General features: G+C 69.4%; 21 protein-coding genes and 1 tRNA gene. 4 read left to right on the top strand and 18 right to left on the bottom strand.

Features of this window, described 5'->3' with window-relative positions; all coding sequences use genetic code 11:
* Window positions 1-25 precede the first annotated feature (25 nt).
* From KGD87_RS03380 to KGD87_RS03365, 4 genes are all read right to left on the bottom strand, one after another.
* Window positions 26-1,360 (bottom strand): replication-associated recombination protein A, encoded by a 1,335-nt coding sequence (locus tag KGD87_RS03380; protein ID WP_284666117.1) that lies wholly within the window; start codon window positions 1,358-1,360, stop codon window positions 26-28.
* A 33-nt stretch (window positions 1,361-1,393) separates the two neighbouring features.
* Entirely contained in the window at window positions 1,394-2,020 is a 627-nt protein-coding gene (locus KGD87_RS03375) for a YigZ family protein (protein WP_284666116.1), read from the bottom strand.
* Window positions 2,021-2,388: 368 nt separating this feature from the next.
* Window positions 2,389-3,822 (bottom strand): aldehyde dehydrogenase family protein, encoded by a 1,434-nt coding sequence (locus KGD87_RS03370; protein ID WP_284666115.1) that lies wholly within the window; start codon window positions 3,820-3,822, stop codon window positions 2,389-2,391.
* A gap of 35 nt (window positions 3,823-3,857) precedes the next feature.
* Window positions 3,858-5,495, bottom strand: a complete 1,638-nt coding sequence (locus KGD87_RS03365; RefSeq protein WP_284666114.1) for an acetolactate synthase large subunit — start codon at window positions 5,493-5,495, stop codon at window positions 3,858-3,860.
* Window positions 5,496-5,603: 108 nt separating this feature from the next.
* On the opposite strand from KGD87_RS03365, the gene KGD87_RS03360 reads away from it, so the two are divergent.
* A complete protein-coding gene (locus KGD87_RS03360; protein WP_163783402.1) occupies window positions 5,604-6,488 on the top strand; it encodes a LysR substrate-binding domain-containing protein in 885 nt (294 codons plus the stop codon).
* 7 nt (window positions 6,489-6,495) lie between these two features.
* On the opposite strand, the gene KGD87_RS03355 is transcribed toward KGD87_RS03360, so the two are convergent.
* Window positions 6,496-8,040, bottom strand: a complete 1,545-nt coding sequence (locus KGD87_RS03355) for an aldehyde dehydrogenase family protein (protein WP_284666113.1) — start codon at window positions 8,038-8,040, stop codon at window positions 6,496-6,498.
* Between the two features lie 287 nt (window positions 8,041-8,327).
* Here KGD87_RS03355 and KGD87_RS03350 point away from each other — a divergent pair, with 287 nt between their 5' ends.
* The gene (locus tag KGD87_RS03350; protein ID WP_284666112.1) at window positions 8,328-9,680 is read left to right on the top strand and encodes a serine/threonine-protein kinase; all 1,353 of its coding nucleotides are present in this window, start codon (window positions 8,328-8,330) and stop codon (window positions 9,678-9,680) included.
* A gap of 181 nt (window positions 9,681-9,861) precedes the next feature.
* Here KGD87_RS03350 and istB read toward each other — a convergent pair whose 3' ends face one another.
* From istB to istA, 3 genes are read right to left on the bottom strand one after another with little or no spacing between them, the layout of a single operon-like run.
* A complete protein-coding gene (gene istB, locus KGD87_RS03345; protein ID WP_284665360.1) occupies window positions 9,862-10,623 on the bottom strand; it encodes an IS21-like element helper ATPase IstB in 762 nt (253 codons plus the stop codon).
* The gene (locus KGD87_RS03340; protein WP_284666111.1) at window positions 10,620-11,429 is read right to left on the bottom strand and encodes a Mu transposase domain-containing protein; all 810 of its coding nucleotides are present in this window, start codon (window positions 11,427-11,429) and stop codon (window positions 10,620-10,622) included. Before KGD87_RS03340 ends, istB begins: the two co-directional genes overlap by 4 nt.
* Window positions 11,324-12,124: an IS21 family transposase gene (gene istA, locus KGD87_RS03335; protein WP_284666110.1), complete on the bottom strand. Its 801-nt coding sequence runs from the start codon at window positions 12,122-12,124 to the stop codon at window positions 11,324-11,326. The genes KGD87_RS03340 and istA overlap by 106 nt, the downstream gene beginning before the upstream one ends.
* Window positions 12,125-13,060: 936 nt before the next feature.
* Between istA and KGD87_RS03330 the strand changes: the two genes are divergently transcribed.
* Window positions 13,061-13,666, top strand: a complete 606-nt coding sequence (locus tag KGD87_RS03330) for a GNAT family N-acetyltransferase (protein ID WP_284666109.1) — start codon at window positions 13,061-13,063, stop codon at window positions 13,664-13,666.
* Between the two features lie 398 nt (window positions 13,667-14,064).
* The gene (locus tag KGD87_RS03325; protein WP_284666108.1) at window positions 14,065-15,084 is read left to right on the top strand and encodes a hypothetical protein; all 1,020 of its coding nucleotides are present in this window, start codon (window positions 14,065-14,067) and stop codon (window positions 15,082-15,084) included.
* A 253-nt stretch (window positions 15,085-15,337) separates the two neighbouring features.
* On the opposite strand, the gene KGD87_RS03320 is transcribed toward KGD87_RS03325, so the two are convergent.
* The 10 genes from KGD87_RS03320 to KGD87_RS03275 form a co-directional block, all read right to left on the bottom strand.
* Window positions 15,338-16,090, bottom strand: coding sequence for a hypothetical protein (locus KGD87_RS03320; protein WP_284666107.1), 753 nt, complete (start codon window positions 16,088-16,090; stop codon window positions 15,338-15,340).
* Window positions 16,091-16,469: 379 nt separating this feature from the next.
* On the bottom strand, window positions 16,470-17,390 hold the full coding sequence (locus KGD87_RS03315) for a type VI immunity family protein (protein ID WP_284666106.1): 921 nt from the start codon (window positions 17,388-17,390) through the stop codon (window positions 16,470-16,472).
* Window positions 17,387-17,947, bottom strand: a complete 561-nt coding sequence (locus KGD87_RS03310; RefSeq protein WP_284666105.1) for a hypothetical protein — start codon at window positions 17,945-17,947, stop codon at window positions 17,387-17,389. The genes KGD87_RS03315 and KGD87_RS03310 overlap by 4 nt, the downstream gene beginning before the upstream one ends.
* Window positions 17,934-18,392, bottom strand: coding sequence for a DUF3969 family protein (locus tag KGD87_RS03305; protein ID WP_284666104.1), 459 nt, complete (start codon window positions 18,390-18,392; stop codon window positions 17,934-17,936). Before KGD87_RS03305 ends, KGD87_RS03310 begins: the two co-directional genes overlap by 14 nt.
* Window positions 18,393-18,463: 71 nt before the next feature.
* Window positions 18,464-18,545 (bottom strand) — tRNA-Leu (locus KGD87_RS03300).
* Between the two features lie 102 nt (window positions 18,546-18,647).
* On the bottom strand, window positions 18,648-19,067 hold the full coding sequence (gene secG / locus KGD87_RS03295) for a preprotein translocase subunit SecG (RefSeq protein ID WP_284666103.1): 420 nt from the start codon (window positions 19,065-19,067) through the stop codon (window positions 18,648-18,650).
* An 89-nt stretch (window positions 19,068-19,156) separates the two neighbouring features.
* Window positions 19,157-19,933, bottom strand: a complete 777-nt coding sequence (tpiA, locus tag KGD87_RS03290; RefSeq protein WP_284666102.1) for a triose-phosphate isomerase — start codon at window positions 19,931-19,933, stop codon at window positions 19,157-19,159.
* Window positions 19,934-19,971: 38 nt separating this feature from the next.
* Window positions 19,972-21,159, bottom strand: coding sequence for a phosphoglycerate kinase (locus tag KGD87_RS03285; protein ID WP_284666101.1), 1,188 nt, complete (start codon window positions 21,157-21,159; stop codon window positions 19,972-19,974).
* Between the two features lie 40 nt (window positions 21,160-21,199).
* Window positions 21,200-22,210, bottom strand: coding sequence for a type I glyceraldehyde-3-phosphate dehydrogenase (gene gap, locus KGD87_RS03280; RefSeq protein ID WP_176413046.1), 1,011 nt, complete (start codon window positions 22,208-22,210; stop codon window positions 21,200-21,202).
* Between the two features lie 94 nt (window positions 22,211-22,304).
* Window positions 22,305-25,160, bottom strand: coding sequence for a golvesin C-terminal-like domain-containing protein (locus tag KGD87_RS03275; protein WP_502888000.1), 2,856 nt, complete (start codon window positions 25,158-25,160; stop codon window positions 22,305-22,307).
* Window positions 25,161-25,181 lie beyond the last annotated feature (21 nt).

The raw sequence follows: 25,181 nt of genomic DNA, 5'->3' as shown, positions 1-25,181 counted from the left end.
CACTGGCCCGTGAGGGCGACCCGGACTACTCGCCGCGGGACGCCTTGTCCTCGCGCCACCAGTGGCTCATGCGCTCGTGAAGCTCCGCCTCGTAGCCTTCCTTGCTCGGGCGGTAGAAGACGGAACGCTCCAGCGGGGCGGGCAGGTACGTCTGCCCGGGCACGTAGTGGTCCTTGAAGTTCCAGGGCGTCTGGTAGCCCTTGCCGTGCCCCAGCTCCTTCATCAGCTCGGTGGGCGCGTTGCGGAGGTGGAGCGGAGGCTCCGCGTTGGGATGCTCCTGGAGCGCCGCCAGCGCCGCGTCCAACGCCGCATAGGCACGGTTGCTCTTCTTCGCCGTGGCCAGCAGGACGACGGCGTGCGCCACACAGATGCGCCCCTCTGGCATGCCCATGGCGTGGAAGGACTCCTCGCAGTCACGCACGATGCTGATGGCCTCCGGCATCGCCATGCCCACGTCCTCCACGGCAATCACCTTGAGCCGTCGCCACAGGGACGCCACGTCGCCTGTCTGGAGCAGCTTCGCCGCCCAGAAGACGGCGCCCTGGACGTTGGAGCCTCTGCACGACTTCTGCAGCGCGCTCAGCAAGTCGTAGTGCTGGTCCCCATCCTTGTCGTGACGGGACAGACTGGTGCCCACCGCCTCGCGCGCCGTCTCGGGCGCAATCTCCGCGCCGTCCGCGGTGAGGCTGGCGGCCAGCTCCAGCGCCCCCAGCGCCTTGCGCACGTCGCCCACGCCGCCCTTCGCCAGCAGCGTCAGCGCCTCTTCTCCCACCGTCAGGTTGCGCGCCCCCAGGCCCCGCTTCGAGTCACCGAGCGCCCGCGTCAGCGCCGACTGGATGTCCGCGACGGTGAGCTCCTTGAGCTGGAACACACGACACCGGCTGACGAGCGCGGGGCGGACCTCGAAGCTGACGTTCTCCGTGGTGGCGCCCAGGAGGACGAAGAGGCCGCTCTCCACGTGGGGCAGCGCCTGCTCCTGCACGTTCTTCGCCCAGCGGTGAATCTCGTCGACGAAGAGGACGGTGCGGCGGCTGTACTGGTTGCGCAGGCGCTCGGCCTCGGCCACCACCTCGCGGATGCGGGGGATGCCATCCGACACGGCGGAGAGGATGACGAACTCCGCGTCCACGCCGGTGGCCATCATCCGCGCGAGCGTCGTCTTGCCCACGCCCGGAGGCCCCCAGAAGAGGGAGGAGACGATGGCCTTGCGCTCGATGAGCTGGCGCAGCGGACGTCCCGGCCCCAGCAGGTGGGACTGACCGATGAACTCGTCAGGCGTGCGAGGCCGCATCCGCTCCGCCAGGGGCGCGAAGCGATTCACGTCGACGGAGGCGGAGAAGAGGTCGGGACCGGCGCTCATCGGGCCGCAGGCTCTCCCCTCCGTGGCCCAGGGTCAATCGTCCGAATCGAGCGGCTCGACGAGCACCTGTCCCAGTGTCAGGTCGTTCAACGCGGTCCGCAGGGCCGCCACCTGAGTGACGGGCAGTTCCAGACGGTAACCCACGGTGGCCGAATACTCCTCCGCCAGCACCTGCGCTTCGTAGGACGGCAGCAGGCGGCGCAGCCCGTCGACGTGCGTGTACTCCACCTCGACGGCCAGTCGCGTCTTGCGCACACGCTCCGTGGTGGGGAGGCTCTCGAGCGCCTGCTGGACGCCGGCGGTGTAGGCGCGCACCAGCCCGCCCTTTCCGAGCAGCGTCCCGCCGAAATAGCGGGTCACGACCATGGCCACGTCGCCCACGCTCCCGTGGAGCAACGCGGTGAGCATGGGCCGACCGGCCGTCCCATGGGGTTCGCCGTCGTCGCTCATGCCCACCTGGGCGGTGGAGCCCGGAGGCCCGACGACGAAGGCCCAGCAATTGTGGGTGGCGTCGGCGAACTCCTCGCGGACGCGGGCGATGAAGGCCTTCGCCTCCTCCACGGTGGGCGTGTGGGCGGCCGTGGTGATGAAGCGGCTCTTCTGGATGTCCTGCTCCACCCGGTGGAGCCCGGCCGGGATGGGGTAGCGCTTCTCGTCCATGGGTGCGGTGGCTGGCGCAGTGTCTCATATCGCCAGCAGCCGTCCCGCCGCCACCTGTCGACGCGGAGGAAAAGTCCGGAGGCGGCGCCGCGTTCCGGGCCCATGGCCGAGGTACGACCGCGACGCCCAGGGGCAGCCGACGCACTCCTTCGACTGGAAGCACCTTCCGAACCTCGCCCAGCAGGTCCTTCAGCGCAGCATGGCTGGACAGGCTTGCGTACGCCTTGGGAAGGGACAGCCGCAGCGTCCTGGCGGGCCTGAAGTGAAGTGGGTGCACGCCCCTTCGCACGCGACTGCTTCGTCCCGTTTCCAGGGGAGCGTCCCACAAGGACGCTCCCCTTTTCTTCGCTCCAAGCGTCTCCGGGTGCTCACGCCTGACGAAGCACCAGCAGCCGGAGCTCCGTCATGTCCTCGATGGCGTACTTCACGCCCTCGCGGCCGATGCCCGAGCCCTTCACGCCTCCGTAGGGCATGGTGTCGACGCGGAAGCTCGGCACGTCGCCGACGACGACGCCCCCCACCTCCAGTTCGTCCCAGGCCTTCATCGCCCGCGACAGGTCCTGCGTGAAGAGGCCCGCCTGGAGTCCGAAGCGCCCGCTGTTCACCTGCGCCAAGGCTTCGTCGAAGGTGTCAAAGGGCTGGAGCAGGACGACCGGGCCGAAGGCCTCCTCGCTGCTCAGCGACGCATCCTTGGGGACCCCCTCCAGCACCGTGGCGTCCAGCACCGAGCCGCGCCGGCCGCCACCAGCGAGGACCCGCGCCCCGCGCTGCACGGCCTGCTGAATCCAGCCCTCCAGGCGCCGCGCCGCGGGCTCGTCAATCATGGGTCCCAGCGTCGTGGCCTCATCGAACGGATTGCCCGGCCGCAGCGCCTTCGCCCGTTCGACGAGCCGCTCCCGGAGCGCGTCGTACAGCGACGCATGGACCAGCACGCGCTGCACCGAGATGCAGCTCTGCCCGGCCTGGAAGAAGGCGCCCTGCGCCACCCGGTCCGCGATGAAGTCCAGCGGCGCGCCCGGCGCCTCGTCCACCACGCAGGCCGCGTTGCCGCCCAGCTCCAGCACCACCTTCTTCCGGCCCGCTCGCGCCTTCAGCTCCCACCCCACCTTCTCCGAGCCCGTGAAGGAGAGCAGCTTCAGCCGGTCGTCCTCGATGAGCGGCGCGATGTCCTCCAGCCGCACGGGCAGCACGGAGAATGCCCCCTCGGGAAGCTCCGTCTCCGCCAGCACCTCCGCCATGATGAGTGCGCTCACCGGCGTTCGGTCCGAAGGCTTGAGGATGAACGGGCAGCCCGCGGCGATGGCCGGCGCCACCTTGTGCGCCACCAGGTTGAGCGGGAAGTTGAACGGGGTGATGAACGAGCACGGCCCCACCGGCACGCGCTGGGTGAAGCCCCGGTATCCCGCGGCGCGCTTCGACACCTCCAGGTTCAGCACCTCGCCCCCGCCGCGCACCGCCTCCTCGGCGGCGGCCTTGAAGGTCTCAATGAGCCGGTCCACTTCCCCTCGCGCGTCGCGCAGCGGCTTGCCCGCTTCGATGCAGAGCGCCAGCGCCAGCTCCTCCGCGCGCTCGCGGAAGCGGCGCACGCAGTGTTCGAGCACCGCCTGCCGCGCGTAGGGCGCCAGCTTCCGCATGGGCTCGGCCGCGCGCACCGCGGCGGTGATGGCCTCCTCCACGGCCGCGGCATCCGCGACCGCGACGTGCGTCACGACCTCGCCCGAGTACTTGTGGGTGACGGCCAGCTCCGCGTTGGGTTGCCGGGGACGGTTGGCCAGGTAGTACGGGTAACGTTCAGCCAGCATGGTGTTCCTCCAGTGTTCGCGAACCGCCGCGCCCTTCAGAGCGCGGCGAGTTCCTCCGCACCCGCGCCAAGCGCCCGTGCGTTGTCCGAGTAGTCGATGGGCACATCGATGACGTGGACGCCGCTCGACGCCAGGCAGCGAGCCAGCGTGGCGCCGAACTCCGTCGCGCTGGCCGGCCGGTGGCCATGGGCCCCATACGCCTCCGCGTAACGGACGAAGTCCGGGTTCCCCAGCGCCATGCCGAAGTCCGGCAGGCCCATCTCCCCCTGCTTCCAGCGAATCATCCCGTAGCCGTCGTCGCGCACGACGACCACCGTCAAATCCAGCCCCAGCCGAACGGCCGTCTCCAGCTCCTGCGAGTTCATCATGAACCCGCCGTCTCCGCAGACCGCCACCACCTTGCGGCGGGGATGCACCAGCTTCGCCGCGATGGCCGAAGGCAGCCCGGCCCCCATCGTCGCCAGCGCGTTGTCGAGCAGCAGCGTGTTGGGCCGGCGCGTGCGGTAGTAGCGAGCGAACCACAGCTTGTACATGCCGTTATCCAGGCACACGATGCCGTCGTCCGGCACCGCGCGCCGCAGCTCGGCGACGAGCCGCGCGGGGTAGATGGGGAAGCGGTCGTCATCCCCACCGTGCGCGAGCTGCGCCTCGAGCCCCGCGCGGAACTTCTCGAAGGGCGCGAAGTCCCAGTGCGCACGAGCCCCCAGCCCTTCACCGATGCGCCACACCGCGTTCGCGATGTCGCCCGTCACCTCCAGCTGCGGGAAGTACACGGGGTCCACCGCCGCCGACGAGAAGTTGAGATGCACCACCGTGCGGCGACTGTCGCGCATGAAGAACGGCGGCTTCTCGATGACGTCATGGCCCACGTTGATGATGCAGTCCGAGGCCTCGATGGCGCGGTGGACGAAGTCCCCTTCCGACAGCGCCGCCGTGCCCATCCACAGGGGATGCGACTCATCCACGACGCCCTTGCCCATCTGCGTGCTGAAGAAGGGGATGCCCGTCTTGTCCACGAAGACGCGGAGCATCTCCGACGTGAGCTTGCGGTTGGCGCCCGCGCCAATCATCAGCAAGGGCCGGTGAGCGGAGGCAATCGCCTCGACGGCCAGCGCGATGGAGGCCTCGTCCGCCACGGGCCGGCGCTGGGCGCTGGGCGCCAGCAGCGCGGCGTCCGTCTGCTCCCGGGCCACGTCCTCCGGCAGCTCCAGGTGCGTCGCGCCGGGGCGCTCCTCCTCGGCGCGGCGGAACGCCTCACGCACGGCCGAAGGGACATGCTCCGCCGACACGAGCGTGCGCGTCAGCTTCGTCAGCGGGCGCATCATCCCCACCACGTCGACAATCTGGAAGTGGCCCTGCTTGCCGGCCCGGATGGGCTTCTGCCCGGTGACCATCACCATGGGCATGGCGCCGAGCTGCGCGTAGGCGGCGGCCGTGACGAGGTTGGTCGCCCCGGGCCCCAGCGTCGACAGGACGACGCCCGCGCGGCCGGTGAGCCGCCCATAGGTGGCCGCCATGAAGCCCGCGGCCTGCTCATGACGGGTGAGCACCAACCGCATTCCCGCGGCCCGCATGGCCTCGATGACGTCCAGGTTCTCCTCCCCGGGAAGCCCGAAGACGCTGCGCACGCCCTCCGCTTCCAACGCTTTGACGAACAGCTCTGCCGCCTTCATCGAGTGCCTCCTTCGCGACCTCGCGATGGGAGAACACTTACGCGCGGGCCATGATTGGTACATTCGTTTGTTCCCATGGCTTTGATAGGCAATGCCTATGATGCGGCCATGGAACTGCGCCACCTCCGGTACTTCTCCGCCGTCGCGGACACCCTGCACTTCGGGCGAGCCGCCAGGCGCGTCCACGTCTCGCAGCCCACGCTGTCGCAGCAGGTTCGCCAGCTCGAGGAGGAGCTCGGCGCGCCCCTCTTCGAGCGCGCCCGGAGCGGCGTGCGGCTGACGCAAGCGGGCGAGCTGTTCCGCACCTACGCCTCGCGGGCGCTGGAGGACGTGGACGCGGGGAGAGTCGCCGTGGGCGCGCTGCGGGGCCTCACCACCGGCGCCCTGCGCGTGGGCTACCCGCCCAGCATGCGCGGCGTCGTGTTGCCCGCGCTCTCCGCCGTGCTGCGCAAGCACCCGGGGCTGGTGCTGAGCGCGGAGGAGGCCGTGGTGCGGAGGGTGGAGCGGCGGCTGGCGGATGGCCGGCTCGACGTGGGGCTGGGCTACGCCCCCGCGCGCTCGCCGGACCTGGAGGCGGAGCCCGTCTTCGATAGCAAGCTGGCGCTGGTGGTCGCCAAGGGCCATGCCCTGGCGAAGCTGGAGGCCGTGGGCGCCAAGCCCCTGGCCCAGGAGCCCTTCGCGCTGCTGTCCCAAGGGCTGCGCGTGCGAGCGCGCGTGGATGCCTGGTTCGCCGCCATCCGGATTGCGCCGCACGTCGCGCTGGAGTCGAACGCCGTGGCCACGGTGCTGGCCACCGTTCGCGCGGGGCTCGCGGTGACGGTGCTCCCGGAGCCTCAACTCGCGGAGGCCGCGGGGCTGGTGGTGAAGCGGCTCTCCCCCGCGCCCCGGGCCGAGCTGGCGGCGCTCCTGTGGCGAAGAGGCGCGCCGCGCACGCCCGCCGCGGAGCTGTTCGCGAACGAGGTGCGCGGCGCCAGGCGCCCGAGCAGGCGCTGAGCCCGCTTCAGCGCGTGTCGGGGAGCTGCGTGTACTCGTGGAAGTTGCCGTGCAGCCGCTCGCCGGGTTCGCCTTCGGTGACGGCCTGGACCAGGTACCTGCCGCCGACGAAGCACCCCTTCCACGAGCCACCGATGCCACCGAAGACCTCTTCCCGGTCTCCGCGCGAGCGCGGGGCATTGTGGCCCACCTTGAAGGCGCGCAGCTCGGTGGAGACGCGCTTGCACGTGTCGGGCTCGTCGCAGGCGATGGAGGCCACCAGAGCGCCGTTGGACACGTTCATCTCCGCGATGAGCTCCTCCTCGCTGTCCACGACGACCAGCGTGTCCACGGGGCCGAAGGGCTCGCCGTGGTAGAGCTTGCAGTTGCGCGGCACGTGCAGCAGCGCGTGCGGGGCCAGGTACGCGGAGACGTCCTGGTCCGGCAGGAAGCGCTCCGAGTCCAGCCGCCCGGCGAAGAGGGGCACGGCGCCGCGGCCCTCCGCCTCGCTCATCAGGCCGTGCAGCTCCTCCACCTTCTGACTGTTGATGAGCGGGCCGAAGTCGAGCGCGGGAGGCTCGCCCTCCGGCGTCTCCGCCAGCAGCGGGTGCCCCACCTTCAGGGCGGAGACGACGGGCAGGTACGTCTCCAGGAAGCGCGGCATGAGGCTCCGCTCCACGACGAAGCGCGGGTACGCGGTGCAGCGCTGCTTGCCGTACTCGAAGCCCTTCTTGAGCTGCTTCGCCAGCCCGTCCCAGTCGCTGAAGTGCCAGATGCCGTAGGCGTTCACGCCTTCCATCTCCAGCATGTAGCGCTTGTTGCGGTCATAGAGGCTGGCCGCGATGTCCCGTCCGTTCGCCTTGCCGCCCACGAAGGACAGACAGGCAATCTCCGGGTTGCGCACCAGCGCGTCGCTGAGCTGTCCACCCGAGCCGCTGATGAGCGACACGGGCAGCCCGCAGCGGCGCGCGAGCGCCATGCAGAGCGTCAGCGAGTAGAGCCCCCCATCCGTGGGCGTCTTGGCGATGGCGCTGTTGCCCGCGAGCACCTGGACCAGCACCGCGTGGACCAGCACCGACAGCGGGTAGTTCCACGAGGCGATGTTGGAGATGAGCCCCAGCGGACGGCGGCCCTCCACCATGGGCTCGATTTGGGAGATGTACCACTCCACGCCGGTGATACAGCGGTCCACGCTGACGCGGGCCTGTGGCACGGGCTTGCCAATCTCCCAGGCCAGGATGAGGGCCAGCAGCTCGCGCTGCTCATGAAGCATGGCCAGGCACTGGGTGACGCGCTCCTTGCGCGCATCGAGGTCCTGGCGGGCCCAGGTCCGCGCCTCCTTGGCGGCGGCGCTCGCGGCCACGCGCGCCGTGTTCGCATCAATCATGGGCAGACGGCCCAGGACGGTGCCGTCTACCGGGGACAGGTAGGGCTTCCCCTTTCCGGGCTGCCCCCATTCACCCGCGATGAGGTTGAGCACTCGGCCAGACGGGTCGAAAGCCTCGGGAACAAGCGCCCGGATTCGACGCTCCAGATTCGACCACTCCGCGTAAGCAGGAACCACACTCGCCATGGGCACGCCCTCCCCCGGAAGGAGACCAGGCCGACACTCCACCCGGCATCGGCTCATTGCGTCAAGGTGATGGCCGGTGAGGCGCACGGCAACCGCCGCCCCGAGGCCGCCGGTTGCGTCGCCTTTAGCGCGCTGCGCCTTCTGAGGTTCTTCCCAGCGAGCCGCCTTGACCTGACAGATTCCGGTGCAAACTGACTACTCAGCAAGTAGCCTCTGCCTGCATGGGGCTCCCTCTCCTGAATCCGGCCCGCCTCCCGCCAGGGACTCGGGTGGGCCCGTGGCGCCTCATGGACCTGCGAGGTAAAGGCACCTATGGCGCCGTCTACCAGGCCCGGGACCTCACGGGCACGCACACCGTTGCCCTGAAGCTGGCCCTGCACCCCCGGGACGAACGCTTCGCGCGCGAGGCCGAGCTGCTGTCGCGCATCCGCCACCCCGCCGTTCCCCGGTTGCGAGCGAGCGGACAGTGGCAACCCGCCAAGGGACCGCCCCACCCCTACCTCGCGATGGACTGGGTGGAGGGCACGCCGCTTTACGACTGGGCCAGCGAGCACCGCCCCACGTCACGTCAGGTGATGGCCCTGCTCGCGAGGCTGGCGCGGGCGCTGGAAGCCACTCACAGGGTCGGGGGGCTGCACCGGGACGTCAAAGGGCACAACGTGGTGGTGCGCGAGGCCGACGGGCAGGCGTTCCTCATGGACTTCGGCTCCAGTCACTTCGTGGGCGCGGCGACGCAGACGTGCTCACCCTTTCCACCGGGGACGCCTGCCTACCGTTCCCCTGAGGCGTGGCGCTTCGCGGCGGGTGCCTCCGCGTCTCCGTATGCGCCGGGACAGGCGGATGACGTCTTCGCGCTGGGGGTCACCGCGTTCCGGATGATCACGGGGCGGTATCCACCGTCGACCCATCCCGACGTGGCCGAGTCGCGGTGCTGGCATACCGAAGGAGCACGGGCCCCGTCCCCGCGAGGCGTCAACGGGCGCTGCTGTCCGGAGTTGAGCGCGCTGGTCTCGCGGATGCTCTCCCCAGGCTTTCACGCCCGAGGCAGCGCCCGCGAGTTGGCGGAGGCGCTGGAGTCCGCGGCGGCACGGGCGGGCTCGGGGTCGGAGGTGCCACTCCTGGTGGGAGGTGCCCCGCGCTCCCGTGCGTCGGCGCAGTGGAATGAACGGTCCTTCCGCTATCGAGCTCGACGGCTCCGGTGGCCGTGGGTCGCCATCATCGGACTGGGAGGGCCCCTGGTGCTGAGCCTCGGCTGGCGGCCCCGCGCGGGCGCCTCGGTCGAAGTCGGTCCCCTGCCGACGGCGATGTCCGTGGAGGCAACCGACGGCGGCACGGTGGCGGTGGGAGACAGCGTGTTCGCGGCGCCCGTTGCGACGGCCCAGACGCCATCCGCATGGTCCACCATCTCGCTGGACCTGCCACCACGGCCCTTTCCCGGCCAGACGCGCCCCGACGCATCTGGCCGATGTCCACGCAAGGTCCACGTCCCCATCCAAGGTGGATGTTGGGTGAAACTCGCTGTGGACCCCAAGGACTGTGCCGAAGATGGCTATGTGTACAAAGGCGACTGCTACCTACCCGCCTTCCCATCGGCACGGCCCTCCACTTCGAGCCCAGCGCACTGCCCTACGCGCCATTGAGGTGTTGGCGGTCATCGCGGAGCGCGGGAATCTGGTCATCGATGCGGTCATCGCGGAGCGCGGAATTCGGGTCATCGGCAGGCGCGGGTACCGAGTCGAGTCAATGCAAGACGGCCTCGCTCCCGCCCCGGTTGCGGGGCGCAGAGCGAGGCCGGTGGGCAGCGGTGAGTAGCGGGGACGCTCAGCTCTTCTTGGCCTTGCGCTGCGCGCGTGACTCCTCGGCCATGCGCCTTCGGTAGCTGTCGCCCTCGATGCTGATGATGCTCGCGTGGTGGATGACGCGGTCAATGAGGGCGATGGCGCACGCGGCGTTGGGGAAGATGGTGGTCCACTCCGAAAACGGGAGGTTGGTCGTCAGGACAATCGGCTTCTTCTCATACCTGCGCGACACCACCTGGAAGAGGAGGTCGGCGTTCCTGGCGTCGTAGGAGAGGTAGCCAATCTCGTCGATGACGAGCAGCCCCGCCTGGGTGCAGTAGTGCTTCAAGCGCCTGTCGAGAGCCCGGGCGGAGTCCTGGCTTCCGAGGTCGAGCAGCAGCTGGGCGGCGGTGGTGAAGAGGACGGAGTGGCCAGCCTGCACCGCGTTGTAGGCGATATTCTGGGCAATCATCGTCTTGCCCAGGCCCTGGGGCGCGACGAGGACGACGTTGGCGGGGCGGGCCATGAAGTCCAGCGCCAGGGCACTCTCGACGGCCGTCCTGTCAATGTGCTTGGGCCAGCCCCAGTCGAAGTCGGCCATCGTCCTGAGGGCGCCCAGCTTGCTGCGCGACAGCCGCCGCTCGACGCTGCGACGGGCCCTGTCCTTCGTCTCCTCCTCGGCGATGGCCTCCAGCAACTCCATGGGCCCCCACCTGCGCTTGCTGGCCAGGGCGATGAAGTCCTCGAGGGTGTCACTGGTGTGGTGCAGGCCCAGGGTGGTGAGGCGCTCTTTCAAGGGGCTCATGGCGCTTGCTCCGAGTCCCGCCCGAGGAGGACGTCGTAGGCGTTGAGGGAGTGCTGGGGGACGCGCTGCTCGCGCACGCGCGGGTCATCCGGCAGCACGTGGGGCAATGGCGGAGGAGCGCCCTTTTTCCGGCTGCGCTGGTCGAGAATGTGGGCGACGGAGGCGGGGCCGAGTGCGCCGCGCGCGAGTGTCTCGGCGATGGCGGTGTCGGTTTCCGCGGAGCCGTACCTGTCGGCCAGCGCCAGCAGCTTCACGGTGTGGTTTCCGAGGTTGTCGCCGCGGTTTGCGAGGGCCTGGAGGAGTTGCTCGGCGCGGGGGCAACGGGCGAGCAGCAAGTCCCTGCCGCGCAACTCGTGGGCGTGGGCCTTGCGTCTGGCCAGGGCGGCCAGGTGGCTTGAGTCCTCGACGACGGCGCCCTTGTCCCAGCTGCGCACGTGCGAGGCGACTTCCTCGGCGCCGTCGAGGAGGCGCACCCTGGTGGGGGAGGCCACCAGCGTGAGGGGCCGGCGCACCAGGCCGTCGGGAATGGAGTAGTCGTTGCCGTCGAAGCGCACGTAGGGCGTCTTGCCGGAGGAGACGGGGCGCAGCACGTCGGTGGGCAGCGGGTGCGCGGGCAAGGGCAGCAGCAGGGGGCGCTCGGCTTCCAACGCCTGCGCCACCGTGCGGCCCGAGGCGTCGCCGGGCACCCGGCGCTGGTGGGCTACCTCCTCCACCCAGCGCTGAAGCTGGCGGTTGACGTCGTCGAGGCCGTGGAAGGTGCGCGCGGCGAAGAAGGAGTCGCGCAGGTAGCGGATGGTGCGCTCCACCTTGCCCTTCTCATTGCCGCGGTAGGGGCGCAGGGCTTGGGCGCGAAGTGGTAGTGGCCGGCGGCCTCCAGCACGCGTGGGTGGAAGCGGATGGCGTCTCCGGCCCGCTCCAGCACGACGGACTTCAGGTTGTCGTAGAGGAGGCTGCGCGGCACGCCGCCCAGCGCTTCAGAGGCCTGGACGTGCCCCTGGAGGAAGCACTCCATGGTTTGGCCCAGGAAGAAGCGCGCGTACATGGCGCGCGAGTGGCCCAGCACCAGGACGAAGCAGGAGAGTGTCCGGGTGGCCCGCCCCACCTGCACCTTGCCGAAGCTGCCCCAGTCCACCTGGGCTTCTTCGCCCGGCAGCGTGGTGCGGCGCAGGAAGGCCTCGGCTTGAGGCCCCGGACGCACCCGCCGCACGTAGCGCTTCACCTGCTCGTAGCCGCCCGGGTAGCCACGGGCCTTTACCATGTGGAAGAGGCGCGTGGCCCTCAGCCGCGGGTGGGCCTTGAGGGTGCCGTCAATGAAGGCCGTGTAGGGGCCCAGCACCGTGGGCTTCGCCGTGCTGCTGTCGGCGCTGGCTACTGGCGCGTCCTCCAGGGCCGCCTCCACCGTGTCGTGGTGCAGCCCCAACTGCGTGGCGATGGTGCCCACCGGCCAGCCCTCCGCGTGGTGCAGTTGGCGAATCCGGGCGCGTACCTCGAGGCCAATCATCCTCGCACCTCCTCACCCGGCGCAGCGCCGCCAGCGCGGGCCCAGTCGGGTGCGCGCCAGGGTGGTGTGACGGAGGAAGGGGGTGGCGCGTCCGCAGGACGTGCAGGCAGGAAGGGACGGTGGTGCATACCCAGGGGGCCTCGCTGCGCTCGGCTCCGCGGCCACCTGCGTGGTGGCCTGGGCCGGCGCGGGCGACACCGTCACCTCCAGGGCCCCTGGCGGGGGAGACTGATGCGTCACTTTCTGTCGCCGCCCCCGGTACGCGGCCTGGCGCTCCGCATGCGCATGCCGGCCGTCTCGGGTGCGCTGGTAGCGCCGCCCGGCCGCACGCACCGACTCCGCGCGCGCCACCCTCCCGCACCGACGCCCGCAGTAGCGCTGCCCCCTGTCGCACCGGCTGCACAGCTGAAACAGCCGCCGGCACTCCGGCCGCCCGCACACCACCAGACGCAACGACTCCACGCGCACCTTCCCGTGCGCGCGCCGGCTTCTGGCGCCCCGCCCCGAAAGTGCGCTAACCCTCCCTTACCGGCTCGCCCCTCTCGCACACCAGGGCGCGCCCCCAGGAAGGCCCTCCAGGTGTCGCTGGTGGGCCTTCTGTCTTTCTGGACACGCGCTGCCCTGGACTCCACCGGCGCGCCTCCCACTCCTCAACTTTTCGGCCGCTCCCTGCGCTGCCTCTGGCCACAAAGCTCGTGAACGCCTGGCCGTTCATGACCAGAAATCCGCGCTTCCTGGTGACCATCAACAATTGAGGAGCGGACCGCGGTGAACCCTGGGCAACAGCCACGCACTGACAGCGCGCGCGGCGAATCGCGCAGCGGAGGAGGCTCCCCGAGCAGACAAGCGCCTGGGCCAAGGCGCGACGAGGAGAGGCCGATTGCCCGCCCCCACGCCGCTTCGGCAAGGTGCACGGCCGCGGCATATCCTGCGGAGATGGAACCCACCTACACAGTCACCGCCGTGCGGAACCGGGACGAACTGGAGCACATCCTGGCGCTGCAACAGAAGAACCTGAAGCAGGCGCTGTCCGAGGACGAACTGCGCGCACAGGGGTTCGTCACGGTCCAGCACGACCTGCCGGCGCTGGAGCAGATGCACGCCATGGCGCCCAGCATCGTCGCCCACCATGACGGAGCGCTGGTGGCCTACGCCCTGACGATGCCGCGCGAGGCCCGCGCGCTGGCGCCCGTCCTGGAGCCCATGTTCGCGCTCCTCGAGTCGCTCGACTTTCGAGGCAAGCCCCTGAGCGACCACCGCTTCTACGTGATGGGGCAGATCTGCATCGACAGGGCGCACCGGGGCCAGGGCTTGTTCGACCGGCTCTACCACCAGCACCGGGACCACTTCCGGGACGCGTTCGACCTCATCGTCACCGAGGTGTCCGCGCGAAACCTTCGCTCCCTGCGCGCGCACGAGCGGGTCGGCTTCAAGACACTCCACACCTACCGGGACGCGGCGGACGAATGGGCCGTGATCGCCTGGGACTGGGCCGCGCCTCGAAAGGACGAGGCGCAACTCCGCGACGCCTCGGGGCGATAATCGCCCTGTCACGGAGGCAACCACCGGAATCCGTCCAGCCTCGAACGCTCCACGCCCCGGAACACCCGGCGCGTGCACGCGTGGGCTGAGCCGTGAGCCGTGGCCCGAGACGACGTATCAGGTCGAATCCACACGTCAGAAAAGACAATCATTCATCACCTGTCCGCATACCAACAAACGTCCGGACCTCCGGCGTCGGACAGGGACGCTCCAGGTTGTCTCCCAGGGGAAAACCACCCTATCGCGACGCACAGAGGGCCTTGGCCACACTTGAAGTGCGCAGGCCCGGAAACGATTTTGTGACACGGCAATAATCTGTTTCTGGATTGCCAGAAACAGGAGCATTTGGTGTATTAAGCCGTCGCACTTCGTTGTCCCCCCTATCAGGAGTTCCCCCAATGCGTCGTTATGTTGGATCTGCCTTCCTCGCCGCCGGTCTGCTCGTTGGCTGTGGCCCGAGCGAAACCGAAACGTCCACGCAGCAGCCCCAGGCGGAGCAGCAGCACGGCCTGTTCACGGAGACGGACGTGGACGTCGCCGTCGAGTGCCAGGGCATCCTCGCGTTCGTCAATCAGGCCTCGTTCAACACGCTGGACGCGTACCTGCCCAGCAACGTGGTCCACAACCTGGTCAACCGGCGCGCGGCGTCGCCGTTCGTGTCCCTGGCGGACATCTCCTCCGTGCCGCTGGTCGGTCCTGCGCGGCTGCAGCAGATCGAGCACGGCGCCCGGGACCGGGACTACATCGACGTGGAGTGCTACGGCATCGCGGATGGGCTGGCCCTGTCGCACGATGACGCGGCCGCCCTCGTGTCGCTGGTGAACAGCGTCAGCTCCACCGAGCTGCACGACATCCTCCCCTACGCCTGGAACGGCGCGCTGAACCTGCGCAACCAGCGCCCGTTCACGAGCGCGGACGCCATCGCGAACACGACGGGCATCGCCGAGGTGAGCTTCCGCAACCTCCGCAACGCGGCCACGCTGAGCCGTCCGTTCGAGGCGCTCATCGCCGCGGTGAACAACCAGCCGGTTCCGCACGGCGGCGTGTTCATGGCGCGCCACTTCGACTGGTGGACGAACCTGCACGGCGGCCAGTTCTACAATTTCCAGATTGACTCGTGCTTCGGCATCGAGCCGGAGCGGGTGTTCGGCGAGCAGCCCCGTCCGTACCTGGCCGACGCCGCCGAGGTCCGCGCCGAAGTCGAGGCCACCATCGCCGCGTCCGAGCGCCGTGTCGCGCTGGATCCGAACGTGAAGGCCGCCGGCCTGGCGAACCTGTACGCCCTGACCGAGGGCCGCTCGTTCTTCGGCTGCTACTACGGCTACTCGCGCGACCCCTGGAGCGGCCACAGCGCGGCGTTCTTCGTCGACACCGTGTCCGGCTTCAGCGTGTACACGGACAGCTACTGGGCGGAGTGATTCACCCGTGCGCCGGACGGGGCTGAACGGCCCGTCCGGGGCACGGCAGATTTGAAGCAAGCCCCGGGCTCATTCGAGCCTGGGGTTGGCGCCGCCCCGCGCTGCATCAAAGCGGCGCCCCGGGCGAACGGCCCACCCGATTCACGCCTCGACTGATTGAGCCGGGTTCCAGGCGGTGGCCGGGGCTTTCGACGCCGCGCAACTCCGCGGACGATGCTCCCGTATCGCGCACCCCAACGAGGCGCGCAAAGTCCTAGGCCACGGCACGAGTCGCAAGCAGGTGGACACCACTTGAGAGAGCCAGGAGGGCTCCGGCAAACCACGGAGTCATGCGTCCAGCCTTCGAGGTGGTAGACGCACGTCGCATCAGAGCGCCTGCGACCAGGCCCAAGAGCGCCGCGAAGGCGGCAACCCACTGAGCCGCCTGCAGCGCTGCCCACCGGATGGCAGACGCGTCTTGACCCGCCGGCCATTCGACCAGGCCGGTCCTCGCCATCTCCCACAAAAAGCTCGTCCCTGCATGAGATGCGAGCCCCGCGCACGCGATGCTCACGATGGCGAAGACACACGCAAGGGTTGTCGCCAACAGTGCGCCTCGGGTCCAGGACGCGTCGCGTTTCCGCTCCTGCCCCTGGAGCCCAACACCCCTGACATCCAGCGCCAGGACTGCCCCCAAAGAAGCCAGGAGAAGCGCAGCGCCGCCCGCGGCGATGGCCTGCATTCCCAGGAGGTTTGCGAATCCCGCAGCCACCGTCGATGCGCTACGCGCGCCAGCTCCGTACACCCTTCGCAGGTCGTCGCAACGCCACAGCCACACCATGTGCGCGGACCCGAGGAGCCACGGGAGCGCGACAAGCACCAGGGAGCGTTTGACAACAGGCCGCTGGTACGCGCCCCAACGGTAGAAGAGCACCGCGAGCGCCAGCGCGGTGATGAATGGCATCAGCCTGACAACGTAGGTGGCGATGGGAACGGGCGGGTAGACGCTCGTGAGAATGAACTGCATCCCCGATTCACGAAGCCGGACGGCTTCCTGGTGGGCCTGCCACAACCCGTGAATCCCCAGAGGGCCATATAGGAACAACAAGGGGACGCTCGCGAAGAGCCACCCACGCCATGCACGTGTCTGCGTTACGGCCTGCATGGCGCTGGAGGTTAACACTACTGCGTCAGGAGGAGGCCCAAGGGGGGGTGCCACGGAGGACTGGGTAAACAGACCATCATTGCATTGGCCGCCATCCACCCCACTCATGACGCAGGTATGGACTCCTTCATGAAGGCCGCCGCAGTGCAGCGGCTGGAGAGGTAATTGGGGCTTGTCCCACGAAATCGGGACAAGCCTGGACGTCGAGAATCCTCTCCAGCGCACTCCCGGAATGATGCATTCACAGGCAGTACCGACGGAGCCAGCGCGTCAGCGCGGCGGTGTCCAGCGGCGGCCAGGTGGAGCGCTCTTCAAGGAAGAAGGGTTCGAGCCGTCGCGCCAGGGCACGGTACTGTGGAGGCACGCCCTGTCTCTCCATGTCCATGGCCTCGGGTCCGTCGCCCATTGTGAGCAGCAGGCGCTCGTCGTCCAGCGGATGGAACGTTACGGATGGGAAGTCGATTGAGCTGCGCAAGGCCTCACTGCCCCCCAACTGCTCCAGCAGCGGCTGCCCCAGGAACGTAAGCCAATAGGCGCCCCGCGCCCGGGGGCCGATGCGCCGACTGGTGTCTCCGAAGCGAGGGAGGTCCAAGCCTGGAAAGCGGCTGAGCAGGTCAAGGAACTGCGTCCGGACGGAGAACCCGCCCCCTGCCTGGGACATGAGGGCGAGGCTGGCGTAGCCGAAGCTGAATGGCAGCTCGCGCGCGATCTCCAAGGCCAGGGCGCGCAGATGCCCGGGGCCGCGCGCCGCGAGGTACTCGGTGGGGAAGGAAAAGCAGGCAGCGCTCGTGGCTCCATCGTCGTGAGCAAATAGGGGCGCGTCGAGCTGTCTCCCGTCGTACTCGAATCGATAGCCGCTTGCTTCACATGGAGCCTGAAGCAACTCGACGAGCCATTCGAGGCCCCAGGAGCGCTCGACCATCTGCGCGCGGATGTGCTCCCAACCCCGCGCGTCCAGGGGGAGCGTGTCCCCATCATCCGCTCCATACCAACCCAGCGCTCCGGCCGGAATGTCGCGCCGGTAGGTCTCCAGTGCACGCCACACCGCCGGTGCCGCGTCCGGATGCGAGCGTCGCATGAAGAAGCACAGGACGATGCCATCGCGGACCACGAGGTCCCCGCTGTCGTTCCTCAAACGAATCGTCGGAATCGCATCCTTCATGGAATGAAGCCCAGACGCGGGGAGACCATGAACGCCTCACCCTGCAACGCTTCATTGTAGACCCTGCCCTGGCTGGAGCCCGCATAGGCGCTCTTCTCCCCGTAGCTCGTCCAGCGAGGGACATTGGTGTCAGGGCAGGGAAACTTGAAGTCCAGCGTGAGCACGGACGTCAACAGGTTGGAATCACCATGAAGGACGATGTCCGGCTTGATGGTGCGCCACAGTTCACGGGTGCAGCCCTGTGCAACCAGGCGCGCCTCCTCTTCTCTGCTGACGGTCTCCAGCAACCGGGCATGCGGATAAAATCGATAGCGCTGCTCGATACTGAATGGCGCGGGCCACAGGTGCTCCAGCACCTCGCGCGCGCATTGAAGGGCGAGCATGTGCTTGCGCTGCCCCAAGCGCATGGCACGGGTGACGACCACGCCACAGCCGTCCACCTCCACCTCCTGTCCACACTCCTGCCGTGTCGGTGCACGGCCCCCGAAGAACGCCGCATTCACCTGCTGCTCGGCGCGCCGGGCGCACTCCCAGAGCCGGTCCTCAAGGTCCGCCACTGCGTTGTCGCTCTCCAGCAGCGTGACCAAAACTGGGACGGAGCCAGCAAGCGCGGCGGAAGCCGCGTGAGAAGTGGAAGCCAGCGCTCTCGTGCCCTGCCCCAGAGACGAGGCATGGCGGATGCGCGCGGCGGACTCCGTGTCGAGGCGCAAGTCCTTGCGCGGTCCGTGAGCTGCCCGCGCAGGTTAGAAGGTCGTCAAGCTCGGTGACCAAGTGAATGGCACGGACAAGCTCGGGATGCGAGTTCAGCCCCTCCATGCGCGAGAGCAATGCCGAGCCGAACAGGCGCCCACACGCGTATGAGGGAGTCACGGCGCCAGCCGTCAGCGCCCGGCACATCCCCAACGCGGCAATGGCCACCATTCGTTGAAGCTCGACCTCACCAGCGGCGAGAAGCGGCAGTTCCACCGAAGAGTCCCCACGGTCGGGCCGAGACAAGCTCATGGGTTGCGCCACCCTGCCCCCGGAAACGAAAAAGGCCCCCGAGTCTTTCGACTCGGAGGCCTGATTCGGAGTGCCCAGGGCGGGATTCGAACCCGCACACCTTTCGGCGCCACCCCCTCAAGATGGTGTGTCTACCAGTTCCACCACCTGGGCGTTTGCTGCGGCGTCCATCTACCGGAGCTTGCTGATTCACGCAACGACAATCTCAACCGCTGCGTGAATCAGATTCTTCCTACAAACCACGTACCGCGAAGCCTACTGCGCCGGAGCCGGCTCCTGCGCCGCGGGAGCGGCCTCATCCGTCGCCGGGTTGCCACCCCCCTCGACAGGCGGGGTCGACTGCTCGCCGCGCGGCTGCTCCATGCTGCCCGGCGCCGCGTCACCCGGGGTCGCCGGGGCCGTCTGCGCCGGAGGCGTGGCCACCGAGCCACCCGCCGCCACCGAGGAGCGCAGCCCCACGAAGGACAGGCCGAGCGAGCTGAAGAAGAAGAGCGCGGCGAAGACGCCGGTCAGCTTGCTGAGGAACGTCACCGCACCCCGGCCGCCGAAGGCGCTCGTGGCGGCACCACCGCCCAGCGCGGAGCCCATACCGGCGTCCTTACCCGGCTGGAGCAGAATGACGAAGATCATGAACACGCACACCAGGACGTGCACGATCGTGACGAAGGTCAGCATGTGGACTCTTTCAGACGTTCCGTGAAAAGGAGGCGCACCCTACACCAAAGTAGTGAACGGGTGACAACATCTTCCGCCCGCCCCCAGGATCAACTCGAAGTGGCCGCCTTGACGATGGCCGCGAAGTCGCCCGCCTTCAGGCTCGCGCCCCCGACAAGCGCCCCATCCACGTCCGGCTGGCCCAGCAATTCCGCGGCGTTGTCCGGCTTCACGCTGCCGCCGTACTGGATGCGCACCCGCCCGGCCGTCTCCCCGTCGTACAGCCGCTCAATCAGGCCCCGGATCGCCGCGTGGACCTCCTGCGCCTGCGCTGCCGTGGCGTTGCGCCCCGTCCCAATGGCCCACACCGGCTCGTAGGCCAGCACGAAGCCCGCCACGTCCTTGGCGCCGAAGCCCTCCAGCGCCCCGCGCACCTGACGCTCCACCACCGCCAGCGTCTGGTTCGCCTCGCGCTCGGCCAGCGTCTCACCGACGCAGAGGATGGGCGTCATCCCCGCCGCACGGACCGCCTTCGCCCGCTTGTTCACCTGCTCGTCCGTGTCCCCGAAGAGCTGCCGGCGCTCGGAGTGACCCACGATGACGTAGGCACACCCCAGCTCCGCCAGCATCGGCGCGGAGATCTCCCCGGTGAAGGCGCCCGAGGACTCCCAGTGGCAGTTCTGCCCCGCCAGCGCCAGCGGCGCGCCTTCCAGCGCGACATGCAGCGGCTGCAGCGCCACGAACGGCGGCGCCACCACCACCTCCACCGTATCCCCAAAGGAGGCCACCTGGCCCCGCAGGTCCCGCACCAGGGCCAGCGCCTCAGGTACCGACTTGTTCATCTTCCAGTTGCCAGCAACGATCTTCCGGCGACGCGCGGTGGCCATGGTGCCCCCCAGGGGTTGTGGTGTGTCGGACGCGGAGCCTACCGCGTCTCCAGCGCCTTGATGCCCGGCAAGTCGCGCCCTTCCAGGAATTCCAGGGACGCACCTCCACCAGTGGACACATGGCTCATCTTGTCGGCGAAGCCCATCTGCTCCACGGCCGCCGCGCTGTCCCCGCCGCCGATGACGGTGGTGGCCTGCGTGTTGATGGACATGGCCGCGGCGACGGAGCGGGTGCCCTCGGCGAACTTGGGCACCTCGAACAGGCCCATGGGCCCGTTCCACACCACCGTCCTCGCGTCGCGGATGTGCTGCGAGTAGATGGCGCGCGTCTTGGGACCGATGTCCAGGCCCATCATGTCCGGCGGAATCGCGTTGTCCGGCGTCTCCTGCGCGGGGCTGTTCTCCGTGGGCTCGGTGCCCACGATGTGGTCCACCGGCAGCACCAGCTGCGTCTTGAACCGGCCCGCCGCCTCCAGCAGGCGCGTGGCCAGCGACAGCTTGTCGCCTTCGACGCGGGACTTGCCCACCTCGACGCCCTGCGCCTTCAGGAAGGTGTACGCCATGGCGCCGCCGATGAGCAGCGCGTCCACCTTGGGCAGCAGGCTCTCGATGACCTTGATTTTGTCGCTCACCTTCGAGCCACCCAGGATGGCCACGAAGGGCTTGTCCGGGTTCTTGAGCACCTTGCCCAGGTACTCAATCTCCTTGCGCATCAGGAAGCCGGCCGCCTTCTCCTTCACGAAGGGCACCATGCCCGCGGTGGACGCGTGGGCGCGGTGGGCGGTGCCGAAGGCATCGTTGATATAGACGTCCGCCAGCGCCGCCAGCTCGCGCGCGAACGCCTCGTCGTTGGCCTCCTCTTCCTTGTGGAAGCGGAGGTTCTCCAGGACGACCACCTGGCCTTCCTTGAGCTCCTTCACCTGCTTCTTCACCCCGTCACCGACGCAGTCGTCGGTGAGGATGACCTCGTGCTTGCCGCCGAGCAGCTCGGCGAGCCGCGCGGCGACAGGCTCCAGCGACAGCTTCGGGTCCGGCCCCTTGGGACGGCCGAGGTGGGAGGCCAGGATGACCTTCCCGCCCATGTCGAGCGCGCGCCGGATGGTGGGCATCGCCTCGCGGATGCGGGTGTCGTCGGTCACGCGCCGGCCTTCCATGGGGACGTTGAAGTCCACGCGGATGAAGACGCGCTTCCCGGTCAGCTGCAGATCATCGATGTAACGGATCATCTCGGTCCTTCCCTCTCGGTGCCCTGAACGCCCTTGGGACTCAGACGCCCTTGGAGACGAGGAACTTCGCCGTGTCCACCATGCGGTTGGAGAAGCCCCACTCGTTGTCGTACCAGGCCATGACCTTGAGGAGGTTGTCGCCCATCACGAAGCAGTTGGTGGAGTCGAAGATGGCCGAGTGCGGGTTGCCGTTGTAGTCCACCGACACCGTCTGCGCGTCGCTGAACTCCAGCACGCCCTTGAGCGGGCCTTCGGCGGCCTTGCGGTAGGCCTCGATGACGGCCTCGGCGGTGACCTTCTTCTCGGTGTTCACCGTCAGGTCCACCAGGGACACGTTCGGGGTGGGCACGCGGACGGCCAGGCCGTGCATCTTGCCCTTGAGCTGCGGAATCACCTCACCGATGGCCTTCGCGGCGCCGGTGCTGGTGGGAATCATGGAGAGCGCGGCGGCGCGGGCGCGGCGCATGTCCTCGTGGGTGAGGTCCAGGATGCGCTGGTCGTTGGTGTAGCTGTGGACCGTGGTCATCAGGCCCTTCTCGATGCCGAAGTTGTCCACCAGCACCTTGGCGATGGGCGCCAGGCAGTTGGTGGTGCACGAGGCGTTCGAGATGACGTGGTGCTTCGCCGGGTCGTACTCGTTGTGGTTGATGCCGTAGGCGATGGTGATGTCCGGGCCCTTGGCCGGGGCGGAGATGATGACCTTCTTCGCGCCCGCCTTCAGGTGCTTCTCCGCCCCGTCGCGCGCGGTGAAGCGGCCGGTGCACTCCAGCACCACGTCCACGTTCAGGCTCTTCCAGGGGAGCGCCGTCGGGTCCTTCTCCGCGGTGACGACAATCTCCTTGCCGTCCACCACGATGCCCTTCTCCGTCGCCTTCACCGTGCCCGGCCAGGTGCGGTGCACGGAGTCGTACTTGAACAGGTGCGCCAGCGCCGCGGGCTTGTCGAGGTCGTTGATGGCGACAATCTCGAGGTCTTCCTTGCGGCTGAGCACCGCGCGGAGGATGCAGCGACCGATGCGGCCAAAGCCATTGATGGCAATCCGGGTAGCCATGTTCGTCGTCTCCTTGAGCAGTGGGTGCCAGGCACCCACGGGTCGTCACGTCAAAATCGAGGGCGGCCGACCGTAGGCATCGCGACCCGCCGAGTCAACGCCCGGCGACATCCCCGCGGCGACGCGCACGCCGAAGCTGAACAGTCACCCCGAGCAACAGCCAGACAGCGGTGCCCGTTCCCCCACCCGCCCCGCAGCCACAGCCAGCATCGCCCAGCGGATAGAACTGCGGCAGCACCCCCACGACATGGGGCTCGGGCTCCGGCTCCGGCTCTGGCTCGGGTTCCGGGTGCGGGTCCACGCCACGCGCCACCACGCAGGCGGTGAGCAGGCTCGCGGCGCCGGATTCCTCGGCCGGCGGCGGAGGCGCTTCCGTGAGCAGGCCCGCATGCACCAGGAACGAGGACATGAGCCCGGCGCGCTGCACCGGACTGACGATGGCCTCGAAGGGCATCCCCAGCAGCAGCACCCGCCCGTTGGGCGCCGACGCCACGCCCGCCGCCCACTCGGTTCCCACGTAGCGCAGCACGGACGTGCCACCCGACGCGGGCGTCAGCACGTCCGTCACGCCCACCGCGTAGCCGCCCCGCGTGCCGTCATCCAGCGCCACCCCGGTGAGTTGGGCCAGCCAGTCGCCCGGCACCCCCTCCACGGAGAACAGCGGCTTCCCGCTGCCCGGCGCCGCGCGCAGGATGTCCGCCAGGAAGGCCTGGTCCTCCGCCGAGCCCACGGCCAGCGCCGACGTCACGTGGCTGCCCGACAGGAGGAGGTGCCCCCCCTGCATCACGAAGCCGCGCAGGGCATCCTGCTCCTCACGCGAAGGCCGGGCCCCTCCCGCCCCGCCCCGGCCGGTGAACCAGTCCACCAGCCGGTACGGCGCGCCCACCGTCACCAGGTTCGCCGCCACCGCCGCGCGCGTCGCGCTGTCGAAGGCCGTGCCCGCATGCGCCAGCGCGGCGCCGTGGCGGCGCACGTAGGTGCCGTCGTTCATCGTCTCCACCAGCAGGCGGACCGGCGCCTGGAGGTCATAGGCGTCCAGCGGCTCGGCGCACGCCTGGGAGGCGTCCAGCCGCTCGAAGCCGTTGACCACCAGCACCGGCGACTCCTCGCCGCCCGGCGTCCGCACGCCCACGGTGGCGGACGGGAAGCCCTCGCCGCCCGCGCTCACCGCGGCCACGCGGAAGTAGCGCGTGGTGCCCGGCGCCAGCGTGGCGCGGAACGACAGGCCCGCCTCGTCCGTGCCGTCGTCCCAGCCCAGCCCGTCCGCGCTCTGGTAGACGCGGTAGCCGGTGGGCGCGTCGCGGCCCTCCTCGTCCGGGTTGGCCGGCGGCGCCGCCCAGCGCAGCTCCACCGTGCCGCCGCTGCCGTTGAGCGCGGCCACCGCCTCGGGCGGCTCGGGCGGGAGGACGACGGGCACGCTGTCCCGGGCCGCGTAGTACTTGATGAGGCCCTGGAGGATGGCGCGCGCGGCCACCCTGCGGAACGCGGGCTCCTTCAGCCGGTTCGAATCGGTGACGTTGTCGTGGTAGGCGATCTCCAGCAGCACCGACGGCATCTCGTTGTTGTGCGTGGGGTTCACCTCGCCCAGGTTCGCCGAGCGCAGGTTGCGCACCCGCCAGTTCGGGTCCACCTCGCGGCGCATGTCCCGCGCCAGTTCGTCCAGCAGCGCCCGCGCCAGCACGTCACTGCCCGGAAACCCGGTGAAGTTGAGCGTTCCGTCCACCGGGTTGGGCCCGTACACGTAGGCCTCCGAGCCCGACACGTTGCCCGACGTGGACGCGTTGGTGTGCCACGCCACGTACACCGCGTCCTCGCCCTCCTCGTGCAGCCACGCGGCGAAGCGCGGGCGCGCGGTGACGTCCGCGTTGCGCTCGTTGGACAGCGCGTTGGCCCCCGTGGGCGCGTACACCGTGAAGGGCGCGCCGCTGAACTGCACGTGGTAGCGCGCGGACTCCTCGTAGCGGGGCCGCGCCAGGGGCGCCATCGCATCGTCACCGATGACGCCGCTGCCACCGCCAAAGCGCACCGCGTCCAGCGACAGCGTGCCGCCCTCCGCCGTGTCGTTCAGCGCCACCACCGCGCCGGAGTCCGGGTGCTGCCCCGCCTTGAAATAGAAGCGCCCCAGCAGCACCCACGTCCCGCCGTGACGGCGCTGGTTGACGCGGAAGTGGCTCTCACCGCCCGCGTGCTTCACCACGTAGTGCGCGTCCGGCGCGCGCGTGGGGTCGGCCGCGTAGGAGACGTAGACGTGGTAGCTGCCCTCCGCGGGAAGCTCCGGCGCCCACGTCGCGCTCGCGGTGGCGCTGCGCGCGGAGGCCATCACCCGCGTCGTGCCCAGCGAGAAGGGCTCCACCCCGTTGCCCATGGGCGTGGGCGGCGTGCCCCAGCCGGGCTGCGCGGAGGACTCGAACACGTCGCCGTCCTCTGAGTAGCCGGCCTGCCCGTCGTCGACGATGGCCATGTGCCCGTTGAGGTCCGGCTCACGCAGGGGCACCACGGTGGCGCCGGCGCCCGTCAGCATGGGCAGCAGGTACTGGTTGAGCACCTCGGCGGAGATGAGGTCTTCCACCACGGCCCAGGTGTTCGGCCGCTGCGTGGCCCAGCGGTTCAGCGGCGCGCTGCGCGTGAAGCCGTGGCCCGGGCTCAGGTACACCACCTTGCCGGAGAGCGCGCCCGTGCGCTGGCGCGTCTGCGGCACGCCCGACTTCGTCCCGGAGGCGCCCGGCCGGAGCTCACGCCGGACCACGGGCGGCTCCTCGGCGGACAGGCGGCGCGTCTCATGCGGCCGGGGCCCGGGCATCGGCGTGTACCGCGCGCCCGGCGGCTCCAGGCCACACGCCCCTTCGTCCAGCGCGGCGTGGGATTCGGCGCGGGCCAGGGAGGAAGTCAACACCAGCGCGAGAAGTGCGCCACCCAGACGGACACGAAGCGGGTAGGAAGGGGCATTCACAGGGTCGGACCATACCCCTTC

This window comes from Myxococcus sp. SDU36 (assembly GCF_030168875.1).
GTDB lineage: Bacteria > Myxococcota > Myxococcia > Myxococcales > Myxococcaceae > Myxococcus > Myxococcus vastator.
This window is presented reverse-complemented; position numbering and strand designations above follow the sequence as displayed.